Source organism: Streptomyces sp. NPDC057136, assembly GCF_042670885.1.
GTDB lineage: Bacteria > Actinomycetota > Actinomycetes > Streptomycetales > Streptomycetaceae > Streptomyces.
This window is the reverse complement of the sequence record NZ_JBHUUV010000001.1, coordinates 43,571-61,868: the sequence shown is the minus strand read 5'-3', so window position 1 is coordinate 61,868 and position 18,298 is coordinate 43,571. Positions and strand designations below refer to the sequence as shown.

13 protein-coding genes and 2 pseudogenes are annotated in these 18,298 nt (G+C 70.0%); 7 read left to right on the top strand and 8 right to left on the bottom strand.

The features are described from left to right. Nucleotides 1–11: 11 nt before the first annotated feature. The 4 genes from ACFT7S_RS00310 to ACFT7S_RS00295 all read left to right on the top strand — a co-directional run bounded on the left by ACFT7S_RS00310 (nucleotide 12) and on the right by ACFT7S_RS00295 (nucleotide 4,009). On the top strand, nucleotides 12–740 hold the full coding sequence (locus ACFT7S_RS00310) for a GntR family transcriptional regulator (RefSeq protein WP_382724961.1): 729 nt from the start codon (nucleotides 12–14) through the stop codon (nucleotides 738–740). Nucleotides 741–863: 123 nt separating this feature from the next. After that, the gene (locus tag ACFT7S_RS00305) at nucleotides 864–2,129 is read left to right on the top strand and encodes an alpha/beta fold hydrolase (protein ID WP_382724959.1); all 1,266 of its coding nucleotides are present in this window, start codon (nucleotides 864–866) and stop codon (nucleotides 2,127–2,129) included. Between the two features lie 36 nt (nucleotides 2,130–2,165). Beyond that, nucleotides 2,166–3,353, top strand: coding sequence for a M6 family metalloprotease domain-containing protein (locus ACFT7S_RS00300; protein WP_382724958.1), 1,188 nt, complete (start codon nucleotides 2,166–2,168; stop codon nucleotides 3,351–3,353). 209 nt (nucleotides 3,354–3,562) lie between these two features. Next, nucleotides 3,563–4,009: a hypothetical protein gene (locus ACFT7S_RS00295; protein WP_382724956.1), complete on the top strand. Its 447-nt coding sequence runs from the start codon at nucleotides 3,563–3,565 to the stop codon at nucleotides 4,007–4,009. A 462-nt stretch (nucleotides 4,010–4,471) separates the two neighbouring features. On the opposite strand, the gene ACFT7S_RS00290 is transcribed toward ACFT7S_RS00295, so the two are convergent. The 4 genes from ACFT7S_RS00290 to ACFT7S_RS00275 all read right to left on the bottom strand — a co-directional run bounded on the left by ACFT7S_RS00290 (nucleotide 4,472) and on the right by ACFT7S_RS00275 (nucleotide 10,156). After that, complete coding sequence (locus ACFT7S_RS00290) at nucleotides 4,472–5,824, bottom strand: PhoPQ-activated protein PqaA family protein (RefSeq protein ID WP_382724954.1); 1,353 nt, start codon at nucleotides 5,822–5,824, stop codon at nucleotides 4,472–4,474. Further along, a complete protein-coding gene (locus ACFT7S_RS00285) occupies nucleotides 5,821–7,251 on the bottom strand; it encodes an MFS transporter (protein ID WP_382724952.1) in 1,431 nt (476 codons plus the stop codon). The genes ACFT7S_RS00290 and ACFT7S_RS00285 overlap by 4 nt, the downstream gene beginning before the upstream one ends. Before the next feature lie 104 nt (nucleotides 7,252–7,355). Then, nucleotides 7,356–8,573: an acyl-CoA dehydrogenase family protein gene (locus ACFT7S_RS00280; RefSeq protein WP_382724950.1), complete on the bottom strand. Its 1,218-nt coding sequence runs from the start codon at nucleotides 8,571–8,573 to the stop codon at nucleotides 7,356–7,358. A 23-nt stretch (nucleotides 8,574–8,596) separates the two neighbouring features. Then, nucleotides 8,597–10,156, bottom strand: a complete 1,560-nt coding sequence (locus tag ACFT7S_RS00275; RefSeq protein WP_382724948.1) for a long-chain fatty acid--CoA ligase — start codon at nucleotides 10,154–10,156, stop codon at nucleotides 8,597–8,599. 152 nt (nucleotides 10,157–10,308) lie between these two features. On the opposite strand from ACFT7S_RS00275, the gene ACFT7S_RS00270 reads away from it, so the two are divergent. Further along, on the top strand, nucleotides 10,309–10,950 hold the full coding sequence (locus tag ACFT7S_RS00270; protein WP_382724946.1) for a TetR/AcrR family transcriptional regulator: 642 nt from the start codon (nucleotides 10,309–10,311) through the stop codon (nucleotides 10,948–10,950). Between the two features lie 24 nt (nucleotides 10,951–10,974). On the opposite strand, the gene ACFT7S_RS00265 is transcribed toward ACFT7S_RS00270, so the two are convergent. Beyond that, nucleotides 10,975–12,276, bottom strand: a complete 1,302-nt coding sequence (locus ACFT7S_RS00265) for a PucR family transcriptional regulator (RefSeq protein WP_382724944.1) — start codon at nucleotides 12,274–12,276, stop codon at nucleotides 10,975–10,977. A gap of 169 nt (nucleotides 12,277–12,445) precedes the next feature. Here ACFT7S_RS00265 and ACFT7S_RS00260 point away from each other — a divergent pair, with 169 nt between their 5' ends. Further along, nucleotides 12,446–13,873, top strand: coding sequence for an alkyl sulfatase dimerization domain-containing protein (locus ACFT7S_RS00260; protein WP_382724942.1), 1,428 nt, complete (start codon nucleotides 12,446–12,448; stop codon nucleotides 13,871–13,873). Further along, nucleotides 13,861–15,201, top strand: coding sequence for an MFS transporter (locus ACFT7S_RS00255; RefSeq protein WP_382724940.1), 1,341 nt, complete (start codon nucleotides 13,861–13,863; stop codon nucleotides 15,199–15,201). The genes ACFT7S_RS00260 and ACFT7S_RS00255 overlap by 13 nt, the downstream gene beginning before the upstream one ends. A gap of 818 nt (nucleotides 15,202–16,019) precedes the next feature. Here the strand turns inward: ACFT7S_RS00255 and ACFT7S_RS00250 are convergent. The 3 genes and pseudogenes from ACFT7S_RS00250 to ACFT7S_RS00240 all read right to left on the bottom strand — a co-directional run. Then, complete coding sequence (locus ACFT7S_RS00250; RefSeq protein ID WP_382725861.1) at nucleotides 16,020–16,823, bottom strand: HEAT repeat domain-containing protein; 804 nt, start codon at nucleotides 16,821–16,823, stop codon at nucleotides 16,020–16,022. A gap of 50 nt (nucleotides 16,824–16,873) precedes the next feature. After that, nucleotides 16,874–17,312 (bottom strand): annotated as a pseudogene (locus tag ACFT7S_RS00245) (GntR family transcriptional regulator); the annotation flags it as partial. A gap of 562 nt (nucleotides 17,313–17,874) precedes the next feature. Beyond that, nucleotides 17,875–18,295, bottom strand: a pseudogene (locus ACFT7S_RS00240) (ATP-binding cassette domain-containing protein); the annotation flags it as partial. Between the last annotated feature and the right edge of the window lie 3 nt (nucleotides 18,296–18,298).

Below are 18,298 nucleotides of genomic sequence, written 5' to 3'. Positions count from 1 at the left end.
AAGGGAACACCATGGGGCACCTGAAGCAGCGCAACCTCGGCGCCACCCGTGAACGGCTGCGCGACCAGGTCGCCCATGCCCTGCGGGCCGCCCTGATCTCGGGGGAGCTGCACCCGGGCCAGGTGTACTCAGCACCTGCACTCGCCGAGGACTTCGGGATCTCGGCCACGCCCGTCCGCGAGGCGATGCTCGACCTGGCCCGTGAAGGCCTGGTCGAGCCCGTCCGCAACAAGGGGTTCCGCGTCACCGAGGTGGACGAGCGGGACCTCGACCAGTACACGGAGATCCGGGCGCTCATCGAGGTCCCCACGGTCGGCCGGGTTACCTGCAGCGCCTCCCGCGAAGAGCTCCAGGCGCTGCGCCCGGTGGCGGACGAGATCGTGCGCGCCGCCCGGGATCACGATCTCATCGGCTATCTGGAAGCCGACCGCTGCTTTCACCTCTCCCTGCTCGCGCTCTCAGGCAACGACCGGCTCGTCGAGACGGTCGGCGACCTCCGCAAGCGCTCCCGCCTCTACGGCCTGACCGCGCTGGACGAGCGCGGCGAGCTCATCCCGTCCGCCGAGGAGCACATCGAACTGCTGGACCTGATGCTGGCGGGCGACGCGAAGGCGGCAGAGAAGTGCATGGCCCGGCACCTGGGGCACGTCCGTTCTCTCTGGGCCAGGGGCGAAGGCGCCGAAGGATCCGGCGGGCGGCATTCTGGGCAGGGCAAGGCGAGGCGCGCCCTCAAGGACTGACCCGGTGGGCCCATAACGCGGAGTTATGCGCCCCCGGGGGCTTTCCTGCCACGAGAGGCCGCACCACACTCGCTTATGCAATGTCACACACCACCATGTGCCATGCGGCCCGGAAAGAGACCCATGCACCCCGCGTACGCGACCGTCGATCACACCTTCACCGTCCCCCTGGACCACGCGGCCCCCGGCGGCCCGACGGTCCAGGTCTTCGCCCGCGAGGTCGCCGATCCCGGGCGGGCGCATGACCAACTGCCCTGGCTGCTCTATCTGCAGGGCGGGCCAGGCGGCAAGTCACCTCGCCCGACGGCCGGTTCGCCCGGCTGGCTGCCCCAGGCGCTCAAGACCCACCGGGTTCTCCTCCTCGACCAGCGCGGCACCGGCCGCTCCACCCCCGTCACCGCCCGCTCGGCCTCCCGCTTCGCCGACCCCGCCCGGCTCGCCGCGTACCTCGGCCACTTCCGCGCGGACGCGATCGTCGCCGACGCCGAGCTGATACGCCGTCAACTGTGCGGCGACAAACCCTGGGAGACCCTCGGACAGAGCTACGGCGGCTTCATCACCCTCACCTATCTCTCGCAGGCCCCCGAGGGGCTGCGGTCGTGCTACGTCACCGGCGGGCTGCCCGGCCTCGCCGCGACCGCCGACGACGTCTACGCCCGAACCTACCCCCGGGTCCGCGACCGCGTCCGCGACTTCTACGCCCACTACCCGCACGACGCCGGCCGGCTGCGCACCCTGGCGGACCGGCTCGCCAAGGACGAGGTACTGCTGCCCGACGGCGACCGCCTCACCCCCCGCCGCCTGCGCACCCTCGGCCTCGCACTCGGCATGGGCGACGGCTTCGAGCGGATCCACTGGCTGCTCGACGAAGCCCTGGACGTGGAAGGAGAGCCGACCGACACCTTCCTCCACCAGGTGGCGGTCCTGACCGGCTTCACCGACAACCCGCTCTTCGCCGTCCTGCAGGAGTCGCTGTTCGGACAGGGGGCGGGACCCACCGGCTGGGCGGCGTCCCGGGCCATGGCCGGCTTCCCCGAGTTCGCCGAGGACGCGGACCCCCTCCTTCTCACCGGCGAAATGATCTACCCCTGGATGTTCCGCGAGATCGAGGGCCTGCGCCCGTTCGCCGACGCCGCCGACCTGCTCGCCCGGCGCACGGACTGGCCCCCGCTGTACGACCTTCGCCGCCTGGCCGCCAACCAAGTCCCGCTCGCCGCGGTCGTCTACCACGACGACATGTACGTCGACGCCGGGCTCTCCCTGAGTACCGCGCGCGCAGTCGGTACGGCCCGGGTGTGGGTCACCAACGAATGGGAGCACGACGGCGTCACCGCTTCCGGCGGCCGCGTGCTGTCGCGCCTGATGGACCTGGCCGCAGGCCGCGCGTAACCAAATCCCCTCGCCCAGAATCCTGTTGGGAGTTCCATGTGTATTGCATCGACCTGTCTGGGGCCGCTCGCCGCCGCGATCACCCTCGCCTCGGGCCTCACCACACCCCCCACGGCGACAGGGAGTGCCCCGGCCGGCAGCACCGCTCCGGCCGCCGGGTGCGCCCTCCCCGGCAGGACGGGTTGGACCGACGAGGGCCATGACACCGACCGGGTTCAGTTCCAGCGGGCCACCGGGGTACGCCGGGTCCTGACCCTGTTCGTGGACTTCCCCGACGCCCGGGCCACCGAATCCACCCGTCCCTACGCCGCCCAACTCGCCCCCGCCGCAGACTGGATGAGCCGGGCCAGCTACGGACGGTCCCGCCTCGCCGTCACCCCGCTGCACCGCTGGATCCGGATGCCCGCCGACTCCACCTCGTACGGTTTCCAGCGCGGCCTCACCTTCGAGACCCACGAGGAGTACGTGCGCGACGCGATCACGGCCGCCGACCCGTACGCGGACCTCTCCCGCTATGACATGGTCCACGTCGTCCCCACCAAGGCGGCAAGGGCCGTCTCCTTCTCCCCGACCTACCTCCACGACCCGGCGACTCCCGGCATCACCGCAGACGGCACCCGCCTGAAATGGGCGGTCACCTTCGGCCAGGACATATGGCGCTGGGGTCCCAAGGTCGTCGCCCACGAGACCGCCCACACCTTCGGACTGCCCGACCTGTACTCCTTCGCCGGGGACACCCACCAGCACGCGGGCGGCTGGGACGTCATGGGCGACATCGCAGGACACGCCCCGCAGTACCTCGGCTGGCACTCCTGGAAGCTCGGCTGGACCCACGACGCGCAGGTCGCCTGTCTGCCCGTACGGGGCCAACGCACGGTCCGGCTGACTCCGGTGGAACGACCGGGCGGCACCAAGATCGCCGTACTGCGCACCGGTGAGACGACCGCGTACGTCGCCGAGTCACGCCGAGCCGAGGGCAACGACGAGGCCGCCTGTTCCACGGGCGTCCTGATCTACAAAGTCGACTCGGCGGCCCAGACCGGCGAGGGGCCGGTGAGGATCATGAACCCAGACCCGGCCGCCGTCCCGCCGACAGGCTGCACCCAACTGGACATGGCCGCGTACAAGCCGGGCCAGACCTTCACCGACCCCGGCACAGGTACCCGCATCGATGTCCTCGCGGAGGACAGAGCGGGGAGCACGGTGCGGATCAGCAAGGGGTGAGTCGCACGGGGTGGCGGCCGCCCGTTTCTCGGCAGGCGCGGCGTCCTCACTTCGCGTACAGCCGCGTACCTACCTGAGTTGATCGAGCGTCGTTCGAACTCGACCGGGCTGATGTGACCGAGTGCGGAATGGCGGCGCCGGTCATTGCACCAGGCCAGCCGGGAGAACACCGTCATACGCGCCTCGGAATTCGCCAACCACCTTTCCCCGTGCAGGAGACGGGCACCCGCATCGAGGTCCTCGCGGGCGGCGGGGACGGGGACACGGTGCGGATCAGCAAGGGGGACCGCGAACCGGTTCGCCGGGTCGGTGCCGCCCGTTTCCGGCTCTGCGGGCTGGGTCGGGATCGCGGGGACATGCTCGTGGACGAACTTGGGAGGGCACTCAACGGGCGTCATCTGCGCGTGTGGGCGTACAAGGTCATGGCCGAGAACGCGCTGCGGCGGGTCCGCTTGTACGATGCCCGCGCGAGTTGCTTCACGCACCTCGCGAACGGTGCGGTGCCAGACCACCTCCTTGCCCGGTGGGCCAGGCGCACCAACGTCACGACCACGAAGCGCTGGTATGTGAAGCCAGGTGTGGAGATCTCCGTCCGGCGGCGAATACGTGGGGAGGTCTGGCGAGTGGCCCCACCCCCCGCCCCTGAAGAGATGTGAGATGTGGGGACGTGAGCGGGTGAGTGAGACGAACGCCGAAACCCTGCAATATGTCACGGGGAGGTACATGGGAGATCACCGAGGCCGACAGTCCGAACCCCTGTCCTCGAATTTGACGGGTTTCCGACGTCAGGCTGGGTGCGCGGGTACAGATGATCGGGCTTCGTGGCCATGAGGCGCGACCTCCGCGGCGACCGACTGCTCACCGTCTTGTGAGCACTGCCGCGGAGCGACGGTGCTCGGCAACGGGGGCCTGGATCAACTCGGGGCCGGTGATGTCGCATCGCAGAGCCCTGGACGCCTTTTGCTCAAGGAGGAGGAGGCAGGCAACCCGGGCCACCACCCGGGGGGCGGGGCCGTCTCAGGATGCACGACGTCACCCTCACCCCCGCAGCCTAAGGGCACATCGCAACCTCAGCTCAACGAAAGCGCCGGCACGCTCTGTGCCTGGGAGTTTCCAGTTCAGACCCCAGGCCCTTCGACCTTGACCGCTGAGGTGACGAACCCGGGGCCCGACGGGGTTCCGTGCCGCAGCTCCACGTACCAGGCCATGCTCGTGTCCGCAGGGAAGGGGACGCTGACGCGGTATGTCCCGTCGGCTGTCGGTGTCATGGCGGTCAGGGACCACTTGGCCTGGCGCCAGTCCGTACCTGGGATGCGGGCAGTGGCGAGGTGGGCTGCCGTGATCGGAATGTCTGTGCGTGTGGTCACGGTGAGGTGCTCGGCGGAACGGTCGACTGGCAGGTCGTCGAGGGTGGGGAGGGGGTGTCCGTGGGCGAGGTGGTCCAGCCACATCCGCCAGGCAGCGAGGATCTTCTGCGAAACCCAGGTGTGGGCGAGGTTTTCGACGGCGAGGAGGGTGGTCGGTCCCTTCGCGTGCCGCATGCTCTGTGCGACGTCCACGGCGAAGAACGGGTCGTTCGTGCCGTTGACGACGAGCCATGGCGTCGTGATGGAGTCGCGCCAGAAGTACGGGTCGAATCGCTTGAGCGCCTCGAAGCCGAGCGGGGTGTTGAACATTCTCAACTGTGCGTCGGCGGGGAGGAATCCGAGGCCCTCCCTGCGCGTCGAGGGGCCGGCGATGTCCATGCCGAGCTGGCCGATCTTGCGGGCGGTGGCCTCCAGCATGTTCATCCCGTTGGTGCCCGTCGTCACGATGCCTGCGAGGCGGTCGGGGTCCACGCCTGTTGCGATGCTCGAGCCGATGCCGCGTTTGGAGTGGCCGAACAGTACGGCCTTGCGGACGCCGAGTCCCGGGAGGGTCGTCAGGAGGGTGATGGCGCGCAGATAGGACGTGGCGACGGGGTAGTAGCCGTACCAGGTGAAGTCGCCCGTCTCGAAGAACTTTCGGTTGCTGTAGCCGTTGAGGTCCGACTCGTTCATGTCGATGGGGAGTTCGGGAGGGGTTGCGAAGATCATGACTGGGATGCCGAGATCGACGGCGACACCTTCCGCGTACTCCCTCTCCGTCTCCTGGCCGGTCTCGGGGATGACGCGGCGCTCGTGGCCGGGAGCGTTCCAGAAGTCGGCCTCGGTACCGATGATGCCCGCGATTCCGTGGTCCGGGGGGTACTCAAGGGTGTGGGCAGGGGCGTAGACGTGGACAGGGTGACGCCAGGTCATGCCGTGCCATCGCTGGCTGGTGAAGGCGAGGACGATCTTGCGCACGTGGGCGCCGGGCCGGGCGGTGCTCTTCTCGACCGCGTCCTTCTCGATCACTACGTCGAGGCTCTTGGTGTCGTACAGCTCGCCGAGGTCGAAGAGGCCGGCGGGACCGACGTGCTTCCAGGCGTTGGCACTGGCCGAGGCGGTCATACGTTCTCCATTGTGGTGTCGGTACGAGTAGGGCATGTGGCCGGGGCTGGTGTCGTGTTCCCGCCGGAGGCGGCGTCCTCCAGGCTGACGCCCGTGGAGCGCGGCCCGAAGAGGTACACGGCGCATCCGCCCGTCGCGGCCAGGGCGGCGAGGAGAACGAAGACGGCCGTGTAGCCGAGACCTGCGTAGACGGCGGTCACCAGGACGGGGCTTGCGAAGTTGACGATCCGGGAGAGTGCGTTGGCGGTGCCGGAGCCGACGGCGCGGATCCGGGTGGGGAACACCTCGGCGGAGTAGACCTGCATGAAGGGCACGGCCATCTGGAACAGCATGCTGACGGCGAATCCGAAGACGAGGATCGTCGCGTGGGATCGGGCCACGCTGAACAGCAGCAGCACCGTCGCGCTCAGGGCGCCGAGGACCAGTTGCGTCGTGCGTCGGTCCCAGCGGTCGATGAGCGGTGCGGCGACGAGCGCGCCGATGGGGGCCGCCGTGGCGAGGACGGCGGACAGCAGCAGGGTGTCGTCGAGTGTGAGGCCGTTGTCCGTGAGGAGGGTGGGGGTCCAGGTGTTGAAGGAGGAGTACGCGAGAAGGCCGGTGGTCCACAGGGTCGTCACGATGAGGAACCTGCGCCGGTACGCGCCGGTGATCAGGTCGCCCGCGCGGACGCGGGGCCTTGCTCCGGCAGCGGACCGGGCGCCCTCCGGAGGCAGTGAGGGTGCCGGGTCCGACGGTCTCACCCCACAGGCGCGTTCGATGTCGCAGACGATCTCATGGGCGCGCTCCGTCTGTCCTTGAGCGGCCAGCCAGCGCGGGCTCTCAGGCACCCATCGCCACACGAGCACGGCGAAGACGGCCCCGCACGCTCCCAGCCCGAACAGCACGCGCCATCCCCAACTCCACTGGGGCAGCAGGAAATACCCCGACCAGGCGGCGATCGGGATGCCGAGTGACCCGAGAGCCACCTTGTACGTCTGCATGCGTCCGCGAGCGGTGGCGGGCACGAACTCGGAGAGGACGACGATGGCGACCACGGCCGTGCCCTGCGCGCCGAACTGCACGGCGGTGCGTGCCACCAGAAGCTGTTCCGGCGACTGCACCAGCGTGGCCGACAGGGCGGCCAGGCAGTAGACGACGGCGAAGGCGAGGAGCGTGCGCCGTCGCCCGACCCGGTCGGCCAGCCAGCCGCCCAGGACGCCGCCGGTGAACGCGCCGAGTGAGCTGACCGCGACGACTGCCGCGAGCCCGGAGATCGGCAGGTCCCACTGTTCGCGCAGAATCGGTGCGGCGAATGCGAAGGAGTGGGTTTCGATCCACTCGAAGAGGATCATTCCGGCCAGCGCGACGACGAGTCTGCGGTGGAACGAGGTGAGAGGGAGCCGGTCGAGCCGGTCTCCCACGCTGAGGGCGGGGACGACACTGTCCACGGTGTGCTGACCTCCGGTGCGGCGGGGGCGGGGTGGTGTGAGGACGGAGCTGGGTGGATCGGGCCTTTCATGTACCGGAGCCGGGCCGGTCGGGACGTGGAGGGTCAGCCGCGTGGCCGGTCGCCGAGAAGCAGCGAGCCCGCGATGGCGTTCCGCTGGATCTCGGAGGACCCGGTGAGGATCCGGAACATCCGCAACTGCCGGAACAGCAGCTCCACTTCGGAGCCGCGTACGAGCCCGGCCTTGCCGTGGATCTGTACGGCCTCGTCCGCGATCCGGAATGCGCTCTCGGCGACCTGGAGCTTGCACATGAACGCCTCCGTCTGCGGCTCGGCGCCGGCATCCAGGGCGGCCAGCGCGTCGTACGTCATGGAGCGCGCCGCGTAGTAGGCGGTGGCCATGTCAGCGAGCTTGTGCTGGATGGACTGCAGGGCGCCGAGCGGGGCGCCGAAGACCTGCCGGGTACGGGCGAAATCGACGCTGAGCGCGAGGGCACGGCGGGCGCCACCGAGGGCGGTCGGGCAGTGCAGGAGGCGGTTGGTGGTGACGCGGCCCAGACCGATGCGCAGGCCGTCACCGACGTTGCCGAGGAGCTGTCCGGGGCCGACGTAGCAGTCGTCGAGGATGATGTCGCTCTCGATGTGCTCGCCGGACATCGGGGTCTCGCCCGCTTCGACGGTGACGCCGGGCGCGTCGAGGTCGACGAGGAACGCGGAGAACCTCGGCTTGCCCGGCGGGGTGCCGTCCTCGGCCGCCGCCTCGGCCATGCGCGCGATGAGGACGGAGAAGTCGGCGAAGGGCCCTGCGGAGGAAAACACCTTGTGGCCGGTGATGCGCCAGCCCTCGCCGTCCGGGGTTGCGGTGGTGCGCATGGCGCGTACGTCGGAGCCCGCATCGGTCTCGGTGAGCGAGAAACAGCAGGCTCGCTCGCCACGGATGACCGGCAGCAGGTACCTCCCCAACTGCTCGTCGGTGGCGTACTGAAGGATGGAGCCGGCCCGCAGCGGCCCGCCCATGTCGCCGAGCACGCTGTGCTGAAGCACCCGCCCGGAGGCACCCACCTCCTCCTTCAGGGCGGCAAGTTCGGTGAAGGTCAGGCCCTGGCCGCCTTGCTCCGCGGGCAGATGGATGCCGTAGAAACCGAGCTCGCGGCTGCGCTTCCAGACGGGTTCGAGCACCGAGCGGGTGTAGACGGACTCGTGGGTCAGGCCCAGGTCGGATTCGTAGGCGGCGAGTTCACCGTCGAGGTACTCGCGCAGGCGGCCGACGAGATCGGCCAGACGGGGATTGTCGTCGTAGGCGGGGGTCAGAGAGAAGGGCATGAGTGATCGGCTCCGGTGGTAGGTCAGTGGACGTTGCGGGCACTGCCGGACCAGTAGCGGTCGCGTACGGCGCGGCGGTCGGTCTTGCCGTTGCGGTTGACGGGGAGGGAGCCCACGAAGTCGACCGACTTGGGCTTTTTGATACGGGCCAGTCGCTCGACGCAGAACTCGATGAGTTCACCCTCGGACAGCGCCGCGCCCTCGCTCCGTACGACGACCGCCTTGACGGCCTCGCCCCACTCCTCGTCGGGCACACCCACCACGCATGCCTCGGCTACGGCTGGGTGCTCGTAGAGCGCGGCTTCGACCTCGCTGCAGTAGATGTTGAAACCGCCGGAAATGATCATGTCTTTCTTGCGGTCGACGATGAACAGGTAGCCGTCTTCGCGCAGGTAGCCGATGTCGCCGGTGTGCACCCAGCCGTCGCGGAAGGTCTCGGCGGACAGCTCCGGCTCTTTCCAGTACGCGCGCACGCAGTCCGGTCCGCGCGCGACGATCTCGCCGTGGCTCCCGGCCGGTACGGGCTCGCCGCTGTCGTCGACGACTCGCACCTCCGTGTCGAAGACGGGACGCCCGCACGACATCAGCAGGTCGGGGTCGGTGGTGATACCGGCCGCCACGTCCTCGGGGGTCAGCACGGTGATGCCGCTGGTGGTCTCCCCGAGTCCGTACCCCTGCATGAGCACTGGCCCGAACGCGTCGACCGCCTGACGCAGCCGCTGTGGTGACACCGGAGCGCCCCCGACGCGCACAGAGGTCAGGGACGACAGGTCGTGCCCGGCGAGATGCGGGTGGGCCAGGACCATGTTCAGCATGGTGGGCACCAGGAAGGTCGTCGTGATCCGTTCGGCCTCGATGGTGCGCAGGAACAGCTCCGCGTCCCACTTGGGCAGGACGACGACGGTGGAGCCCCGGGACAGGGACGCGAGCAGCCCCATGCCGGTGGCGTGTGTGATGGGTCCGGCGGCGAGATAGCGCTCGGCCGTGGAGGGACCGCCGCCCGGGGTCATCAGGAGCTTGCGCATGTTGGCGAGCCGGTTGCCCTGGGTCTGCACGGCGGCCTTGAGCTTGCCGGTCGAGCCCGAGGTGAAGTTCAGTACGGCGGGATCGTCCTCGCGCACGTCGACGGCGACAGGCTCGGAGGCAGTGCCCTCGGCCAGCAGGGCGCTGTAGTGCGTGACACCTTCGACGCCGTTGTCGTAGTCGACGACCAGGCAGTCGGCGCCTGCGCGGGCGACGGCACGACGAGCGGTCTCGGCGTGCGCGCTGTCGGTGAACAGGACACGTACGGCGGCGTAGTCGAGGATGTGCTCGACCTCCTCGGCGGCGAGGCGCGAATTGATCGGCACGCGCAGGAAGCCGCCCTTGCACAGGGCCATCTCCGTCTCGACGAGCTGCCCGCAGTTGCCCGCGAAGGTCGCGACGGCCTGCCCCGGCCGGATGCCACGTACGAGCAGAGCGGACGCGAGCCGGTTGGTGGAGTCCTCCAACTCCCGGTAGGTCCATCGCTGTTCCTCGCAGACCAGAGCCTCATGCTCGGGCCAGAACGTACTGCTGCGGCTGAGGTAACTGCCCAGATTCACTGGCGAATCACATCCCTACTCTGCACTCGGTGCACTCATATGACCTGGCAGCTATTTGCCTTGACGGCCAATGCTGGACAGCGTGTCCAGAAACTGTCTGGGTGTCAATGGGGGTGTAGTCTGCAATCCGATCAAGACTGTGAGGAGGGCCGATGTCGCCAGAGGTGGGGGATCGCCGCGTACGACGCAGCCGACGTCTGCTCAGAGACGCGCTGGTGTCACTGGTGTTGGAACGGGGCTACGCGGACGTCAAGGTCGAGGACATCACCGAGCGCGCCGACCTGGGACGCGCGACGTTCTACAGCCACTACACGGACAAGGACGACCTGCTCGGCCAAGTCGTGGCCGATCTCCAGGAGGAGCTGGACCGCCGGCTCCGGCCACTCGTGCCCACCGACGCGCAGGGCTTCACCGGCAAACCGGTCCTGGAGATGTTCCGCCACGCCGACGAAGAACGAGACGCCTACCGGGTCGTGCTACGCGGTGAAGGCGACGGGCGGGCGCTGCGCCGGCTCGTGGAGGCACGGACACAGGCGGCGGCCGCGGTGTTCAGTGCCCGCGCCGAGCACTTCGGAGTGACACCCCGCATCGACGTCGAGGTCCTCGCCCGCGCCTGGGTCGGCGAGCAGATCTCCGTACTCCAGTGGTGGCTGGAGACCGATCCGCGCCCGCTGTCGCCCGAGGCGGTCACCGAGATGCTTCTCGACCTGTCGCTGAGGGGGCGGTACTGGGCGAACGGATTCGAGGGGCAACCACCGGCAGTCGGCGCGGAAGGCGGACAGGAGCGTCGGTAGCAGGGGCTGGTGAGACCGAGGCCGCTACGGCCTCCGCCGTGCGCCATCGTCTGTTTGCCCGGCATGATCCGGATGAGAGCCCCCGGTCCCCCCGGGCACGTTGCCACGCAGCAGCAGGGCGGCCAGTGCCAAGGCGCTTCCGCGCGCGGAGGCGATGTCGAGGCCGGTGAGCTCGGTGATTCTGGCCAGTCGGTTGTCCACGGTGTTGGGGTGCAGCCCGAGGTGGCGTGCGGTGCTGCGCCGGTCGTGCCGGTGTTCGAGGTGGACGCGCAGGGTCTCGATGAGTTCGGGCCGGTCGCCGACAGGGTCGAGGAGGGCGGCGATGCGGTCGCTGCTCTCGTCGTGGCGGGAGAGGTGGTATTCCAGCAGGACGTCGTCCATGCGGTGCAGGCCGGCGGGTCGTCCGCAGGCGCGGGCGACCCGGACGATGTCGGTGGCGGTGCGGGCGGCAGCCGGTACGTCCTGGGGAGTGGCAGCGGTGACCGCGGCCAGCCGGACGTTGTCCCCGCAGACCTGCCGGAGCCGGGTGGACAACTCCTCGCAGGTACGGACGCCGTCAGTGTCGTCGGCCGGCTGCGGAGCGATCACGTGACCTCCGCCGACGCCGAGCAGCGACACCGCCTCGGTGCCGAGTGAGCGGTCGAGAACGGTCTGGACGCGGCGGACCTGGCGGCGGTCCGCGACGTCCGAGGTCGCCAGGCCCTGCTCCTGCGCGACATGCAGGTGAACAACGAGGGAGTGGCCTTCGAGGCCCAGCTCCTCGAAGGCACGGGCGGGAGGCAGAGAGCCGTCCAGCAGCCCGCGTACCAGGGAGCGGTGGTGCTCGCGGCGTTCGGCGAAAAGTGCGGCCTGCTCATCGAGGTAGGTCTCGGCCACGGCGCCGATGATGGCTTCGTGGCCGCGCAGGAGGAAGTCGACGAGTTCGATGAGTGCGCCTTCCTCCCCGTCGGCGGCCTCGTCCCTGAGGGCTTGCCACAGGACATAGACGCCCGTGGAGTGGCTGCGCAGCAGCGTGTGCAGGGGCATGCCTTCGTCGGCGCGCTGGGCGGCGCGTTCGCGGAAGAGGCTGTAGTCCCCCGCGCGGCCCTGGGTGTCGCGCACACGGCGCAGGAAGAGGCGTAGCCCGTTGCGGACCGTCGCGGCGATCTCCACGTCCTTCACATCGGCGGGGAGCTCGGTGTATCCGGGCAGCCGTTCGAAGGTCTCGCGGGCCATGTGGCGGGCGAGCTCGTTGACGCGGCTCTCGCACCGGGCGGCGAGCGCCTGAGCGGCGGGTGACAGTGCCGGATGCGCGCCGTGGCGTTCGGGCGGCAGGTTGTTCGGCACCGGGGGCCCCTCCCTGAGGTTGTGACACATCACAGAGTACGTCGGCTTCGACTGTGAGGGCGGAGGGTGTCTCCCGGCCGGGCTCCGACGCAGACTCTACGGACATCAGCGGGCCACCGCAGCGGGCAGAGGGGTGGTCCCCAGCGTGACGCACGAGGAGCCGGACGTTATGACGGAAGACAATTCCAGCGGTTACATGGGGTACGCGGACCGGGTCTGGTCCGGCGAGGAGTCGCTGCTGGCCCATTTCACCGGGCAGTTCGCCGACGGCGGTCTTGTCCACGTCGGCGATCGGACCGGGTTCTTCCCGGCCTTCGCGAATGTGGCGGTGTTCGACACCGGGGACGGCTTGGTGCTGGTCGACTCGGGCGACTTCCGTACCGCGTCCCAGCTGCACGAGTCGGTGCGCAGCTACTCGTCGGCTCCGGTGAGCGCGATTGTGTACACCCATGGCCATGTGGATCACGTCTTCGGCGTGGGGCCCTTCGACAGGGAGGCCGCCGACGCCGGGACGGGGCGCCCCGAGGTCGTTGCGCACGAGGCGGTGGCTGCGCGCTTCGACCGCTACCGGGAGACGGCCGGTTACAACACGTGGATCAACCGGCGGCAGTTCGGCGTGCCCGCCCTGGAGTGGCCGACGGAGTACCGCTACCCGGACACAACCTACCGCGACCGGCTGACCGTGCGCAGGGGAGAGCTGACCTTCGAGCTGGTGCACGCCCGCGGCGAGACGGACGACCACACCTATGTGTGGATCCCGGAGCTACGGACCCTGTGCACGGGCGATCTGTTCATCTGGAACTCGCCCAACGCAGGCAACCCGCAGAAAGTGCAGCGCTACCCGGTGGAGTGGGCGCACGCGCTGCGTGACATGCAGGACCTCGGAGCCGAGGTGCTGCTCCCCGGTCACGGCGTGCCGATCCTGGGCAACGGCCGCATCCGTCAGGCCCTCGGCGACACGGCGGAGCTCCTCGAGTCCCTGTGCAACCAGACGCGCGACCTGATGAACGCGGGCGCGCGCCTCGACGAGGTGCTGCACGGTGTAAAGGTCCCGCCGGGACTCCTGGAGAAGCCGTATCTCCACCCGGCGTACGACGAGCCCGAGTTCGTTGTACGGAACCTCTGGCGGCTGTGGGGCGGCTGGTACGACCAGAACCCGGCGAACCTCAAGCCTGCCCCCGAAACCGCGCTGGCCGCCGAACTCGCCGAGGCGGCGGGCGGCGCGCGGGCGCTGGCGGGCCGGGCGGAGCAGTTGCTCGGCCGCGGGGAACTGCGCCTGGCGGCGCACCTGGCCGAGAACGCCGCGCTGGCTGCGCCGGCCGACCGCGACGTGGCCCGGATCCGGGCCGAGGTCTTCGCCCGCCGGGCCGAGCGCGAGACCTCGACGATGGCGCGCGGCGTCTTCAACTGGGCGGCCGCGGAATCCGCAGCCGTGGCGGCGGGCACGGACGTTGCCACCGAACTGACGCGCAGTGACGAGGGGCGGCGGCGGGCCTCAGGAGCCATCAGCGTGGGCATCGTCGACGAAGACAGCTGCGGATGCGGCGCACCCATGGACGACAGCGCACAGCAAGGGGTGCGCCCGTGGGAACAGTGACTGCCGCAACGGGGCGCACAGGGCCGACAGGCCCACCGGCCGGCGGCCGACAGGCATGGACGACCACCTGGCTCTTGCTGGCCTTCATGCTGGTGAACTTCGCCGACAAGGCCGTCCTGGGACTCGCCGGGCCGGAGATCATGAAGGAATTCGGTCTCAGCCGCCAGGAGTTCGGCACGGCCCAGGCCGCGTTCTTCAGTCTCTTCTCACTGTCCGCACTGGGCGTGTCGTTCCTGACCCGCAAGGTGCGCACATCGGTGCTGCTCCTGGTGATGGGCCTGCTGTGGTCGGCCACCCAGCTGCCGATGCTCTGGGGTGCGGCGGGCTTCGGGACACTGATCGCGACGAGGGTGCTGCTCGGCATCGCCGAGGGGCCCGCGGCGCCCGTGGCGGTCCACCATGTGCACGGCTGGTTCGAGCAGCGGGAGCGCACCCTGCCCACGGCAATCCTCATGGTGGGCGCGGCGGCGGGGGTCGCGGTGGCGGCGCCCGCCCTCGGGGCGGTGATCTCCCACTTCGGTTGGCGCTGGGCCTTCGGGGTGGCGGGTATCGCGGGACTGCTGTGGGCAGCGGTGTGGACGGTGAAAGGCAGAGAGGGGCCGCTGGCCCCGCCCGTGGGCCGTAGCGCACGCATCGCGGACGGCGGAGGCGGGGCCCCAGAGGTACCAATGCGTGCCGTCTTCCTTTCCGGCACGTTCATCACGGCGGCACTGGGCGCGTTCGCGGCCTACTGGGTGATGAGCGCAAAGCTCACCTGGCTGCCGGACTATCTCCAGACGGTGGTGGGCTGGGACCTCGGGCAGGCCAGTGCTGCGGTCGGCGGGGGTGCTGTGGCCAACGGTGTGGTCCTGCTGGCGCACGGGCTGCTGGCGCGCAGGGCCGCTCTGCGCGGCACTGGAGGAAGGCTGTCTGCCGGTGCCGGTCTGCTGCTGGTGGCCTCGGCGGGCGCGGTGACTGTGTTCGCCACCGTCGACGCACTATGGATCAAGGTCCTGATGATGTTCGGTCCGATGGCGGTCGCCCTGGTGATGATCACTGTCGCGCAGACGGCCATCGACCGGATCACACCGCCCTCCCAGCGCGGCGTCGTACTCGGCGCCCTCGTGGCGGTCTTCTCCCTGGGCGGCATCGTGTCGCCTCTGTTCCTCGGCTGGGTCGTGGACAGCGCGGAGTCGGCGACGTCCGGCTACGAGAAGGGCTGGCTCGTCACTGCTGCCCTGTTGCTGGTCACCGGCATCCTGGCGGCCCTGTTCATGCGGCCGGAAAAGGATGCCTTGCGCCTCGGCGTACCGGAGTCCCCGGGTACCGGGGTGCCTGTCAGCCACTGAGAGGCGTGCCGTGCCGCTCCGCGCGGTGGCAGCGGGGCGCGCGGACGATCCAGCCGGGGCAGGGACGTCAGGGGGTGACGACGGTTTTAGTGCTTTGAGGTTCGTGTACATGTGCTGCGCGCCTCATGTCTCGCCATTGAGTCGGACCGGAAAGCTGTAACGCTGAGACACGGGGAGAGACGCTGGGAGAGGTGGACCGGCGGCCGGGGGCAGGGGCCGCGGCAAGACGCGCCCAGCGCTCTGTCCGAGCTGGCGGTACCGGCTCGTCACGGCACCGACACCGCGTGGGAGGTGCGGTCGTTCGGACGGCCTCCGGACCGGCTCGCCGCGCTCGGCCACGCCTGAGGCACTGCGGTCGCGACTGAGGCGGGTGCAGCAAACAGCTGAGTGTCGACACTTCGCACGTAGCGCCCACTCCGCACGTAACGCACATCGGCCTTGTGCCCGGTTCGTGTCGAGCAGGCGTAGGACCTGCGGTTTCCTCTCACGTGTTTTCGATACACATGATTCGCGTGACCTCGCACGTGGAGTGCGCGGCGATTCGGGAGCCTGTCGATATAGGCCGCTGATCTGCGGTTTGATAGGTACGCATCGTGTGCGCCAAGAGTGACTTCTTGATGCTGGGATGATGCTCTCGACGGTTTCGTGACGCTCATCCGACGCTCGTCCTGATAGTGCGTCAGGGCCGTCCTTCGGGGGTTGAGCGGGATCGCGGTGCGAACGCGCGCTTCGGGGTCCTGGCCGCCGGGCCGGGGCGCCCCATGCCCTGACCTGCGTGGTGGAAATGGCGTCGGTCCTCGCCGTCGGAACCGCGGTGGTCAGGAGACCGCGCGGGACGCGTAGGCGCGGATGTCGGCGTCGGGATCGGTGGTGAGCGTTGCGAGGGCGGTGCGGGCTTCGGCGTCGGCGCGGTGGGGGATGAGGGAGAGGACAGCGGCCTTGCGGACGTCCGCGTTGGGGTCGGCCAGGGCTTTGGCGAGAGCGGGGACGGCCTGGGCGGTCGCGGCGCCGGCTCGGACCTGCCAGGCGGAATGGTCGAGGGCGGCCGCGGCCAGCGCGGCGTAGTGGGGCGGGCACCCGGTGGCGGCCAGCGCGGCCAGCGCGGCGCCTCGGACGAGCGAGTCGGCGTCGTCCAGCAGCGGGTCGAGCGGTGCCGGGGCCGGGGCATGCACAGCCGCAAGGCCGCGGGCCACCGCGACCCGGACCTCGCCGGCCGGGTCGGTGGCGGCCACCGCCAGTTCCGTGACTGAGTCCACCGAGACCAGGGACCGGACGGCGGTGATGCGGACTTCCATGTCGGTGTCGGCGAGTGCGGCGGCGTACACCCCGGCGTCGCCCAGCCGCAGGGCGCGGAGCACGTCGAGTACGGCGGCCCGGACGGCCGGGTCGGGGCCGCCCAGCGCCTCCCGCAGCCCCGCCCCCAAATCGGCCTCGGCGGGCAGCACTTCGACCAGCTCACGCAGGGCGGCCGCGGCGGCGGCCCGGACCTGCGGTGCGCTGTCCCGCAGGCGCTCGGCGAGCGCGGGCCCGGCGCCGGCCGGCACCGTCTCGCCGAGGGCGGCCACGGCGGCTGCCCGCACCGCCGGGTCGGCATCCACGAGGTAGGGGCGGAGCGCCTCCAGGTCGGGGGTCTCCTCGGTGAGGGAGAGGAGGCGGAGGAGGGCAGGGCTGGGCGCGGCCGCTCGATGCAGAGCACGTCGGTGTGCTCGGGCAGGCCCAGTCGATGCGCCACCGGGCCAGGGGAGGTGACCGGCCCGACGGTACGGACCTCGTTGGTGACCCGGCCGTGCTCGTGCAGGGTCTCGGCCAGGCCCTGGAGGCGGTCCAGTCCGTGCGGGTACTTCTCGCAGACCACCACGGTGCCGACACCCGGTTGCCGGTTGACGAGCTGCTCGTCGCGCAGCAGGTCCAGGGCCTGCCGGACGGTGTTGCGGTTGGCCCGGTAGTCGGCGGCGATGACGTCCTCGAGGGGCAGGATCCCGCCGGGGAAGCCCCCCCGCCAGGATCTGGTGCCGCAGCAGGTCTGCGATGTGCCGGGCCCGGTCCGCACGCAGCCGTCGGCGGCGCGCGGCGGCTACCGGGAGGGCGGCGGGGGCGGGTTCGGCTGGCATGACAGGGAACGTACAAGGAGATGCGCTCCGGTGGTGTTGCCGCAGTATTGCGCCACCTGACGCCCCCTGCACACCCATCTGAGCTGCGGTTTCATCAGCAGAGCGCCGAGATCCGCCACTCTGTCGCCCATATCGTGGACTCCACGTGTCCACGATGCAGCGGTGCCCTCGCCTCGCACACCGCAGGTGGAGTCCGCGCCGGACCGACTCGCCCGCCGACACGCTCTGGAAGCGGTTGCCCTGGCGCATACCGCGCTGTGCTCATGAACCCCGGGGTTGCAGTGAGGCATGGCTCTTCGCTGCCCGCCCGGCACCGGCACACACGACCACGCTCGGTCGATCGGCGCGCTTCACCACGGTGGCGTGCGAACTGACGGAGAACGCACTCGTGGTGCGCCTCCCTCCGAGGGGTGAAAGTCCCTGGAGCTGACCGAAGAGGGCGACCGCCGGTGGAGGATGCACCCGGTGAGAGTGGCGGCTGGACCCACAGTGCTCCCACCGTGTCCCGCAGGCCACGGGCCACGATCCGCGGATCGTGGCCATCCGCAACGGGGGTTACGCCCCGAGACTGGCCGCGTCGTCGCCGCACCCGCTTGCGGTATGCGCCTTGCAGCCGTACGAGTTCCAGCAGCCGTTCCGCCTCCTGCCTGCGCTCCTGCTTGGCGACCCCGCGCAGCTTCAGCGCGAGCTCGATGTTCTTGCCCACGGTCAGCCACGGGAACAGCGCGTGTTCCTGGAACATCAGGGCGGGCCGGCCGTCGCGATCGAGCCGGCGGACGGCCGGTCCAGTCCCGCGACCAGGTTGAGCAGGGTGGACTTGCCGCAGCCCGAGGCCCCCAGGAGGGTGACGAACTCACCCGGCGCGACATCGCGGGGAAGGACTTCGAGACGTGCTCGATACGGGCGGCGTGCGTCACCGCCGTGGCGTCCTCGGCAGCCTTGGCGATCGTGGTGGCCATGGTCGTCACCTCCTGGGAACTCATCGT

Excerpts from the sequence above, each read along its gene's own strand:
- ACFT7S_RS00310 (WP_382724961.1), top strand. The coding sequence starts at position 12 with ATGGGGCACCTGAAGCAGCGCAACCTCGGCGCCACCCGTGAACGGCTG.
- ACFT7S_RS00305 (WP_382724959.1), top strand. The coding sequence starts at position 864 with ATGCACCCCGCGTACGCGACCGTCGATCACACCTTCACCGTCCCCCTG.
- ACFT7S_RS00300 (WP_382724958.1), top strand. The coding sequence starts at position 2,166 with ATGTGTATTGCATCGACCTGTCTGGGGCCGCTCGCCGCCGCGATCACC.
- ACFT7S_RS00290 (WP_382724954.1), bottom strand. The coding sequence starts at position 5,824 with ATGACCGCCTCGGCCAGTGCCAACGCCTGGAAGCACGTCGGTCCCGCC.
- ACFT7S_RS00280 (WP_382724950.1), bottom strand. The coding sequence starts at position 8,573 with ATGCCCTTCTCTCTGACCCCCGCCTACGACGACAATCCCCGTCTGGCC.
- ACFT7S_RS00270 (WP_382724946.1), top strand. The coding sequence starts at position 10,309 with ATGTCGCCAGAGGTGGGGGATCGCCGCGTACGACGCAGCCGACGTCTG.
- ACFT7S_RS00260 (WP_382724942.1), top strand. The coding sequence starts at position 12,446 with ATGACGGAAGACAATTCCAGCGGTTACATGGGGTACGCGGACCGGGTC.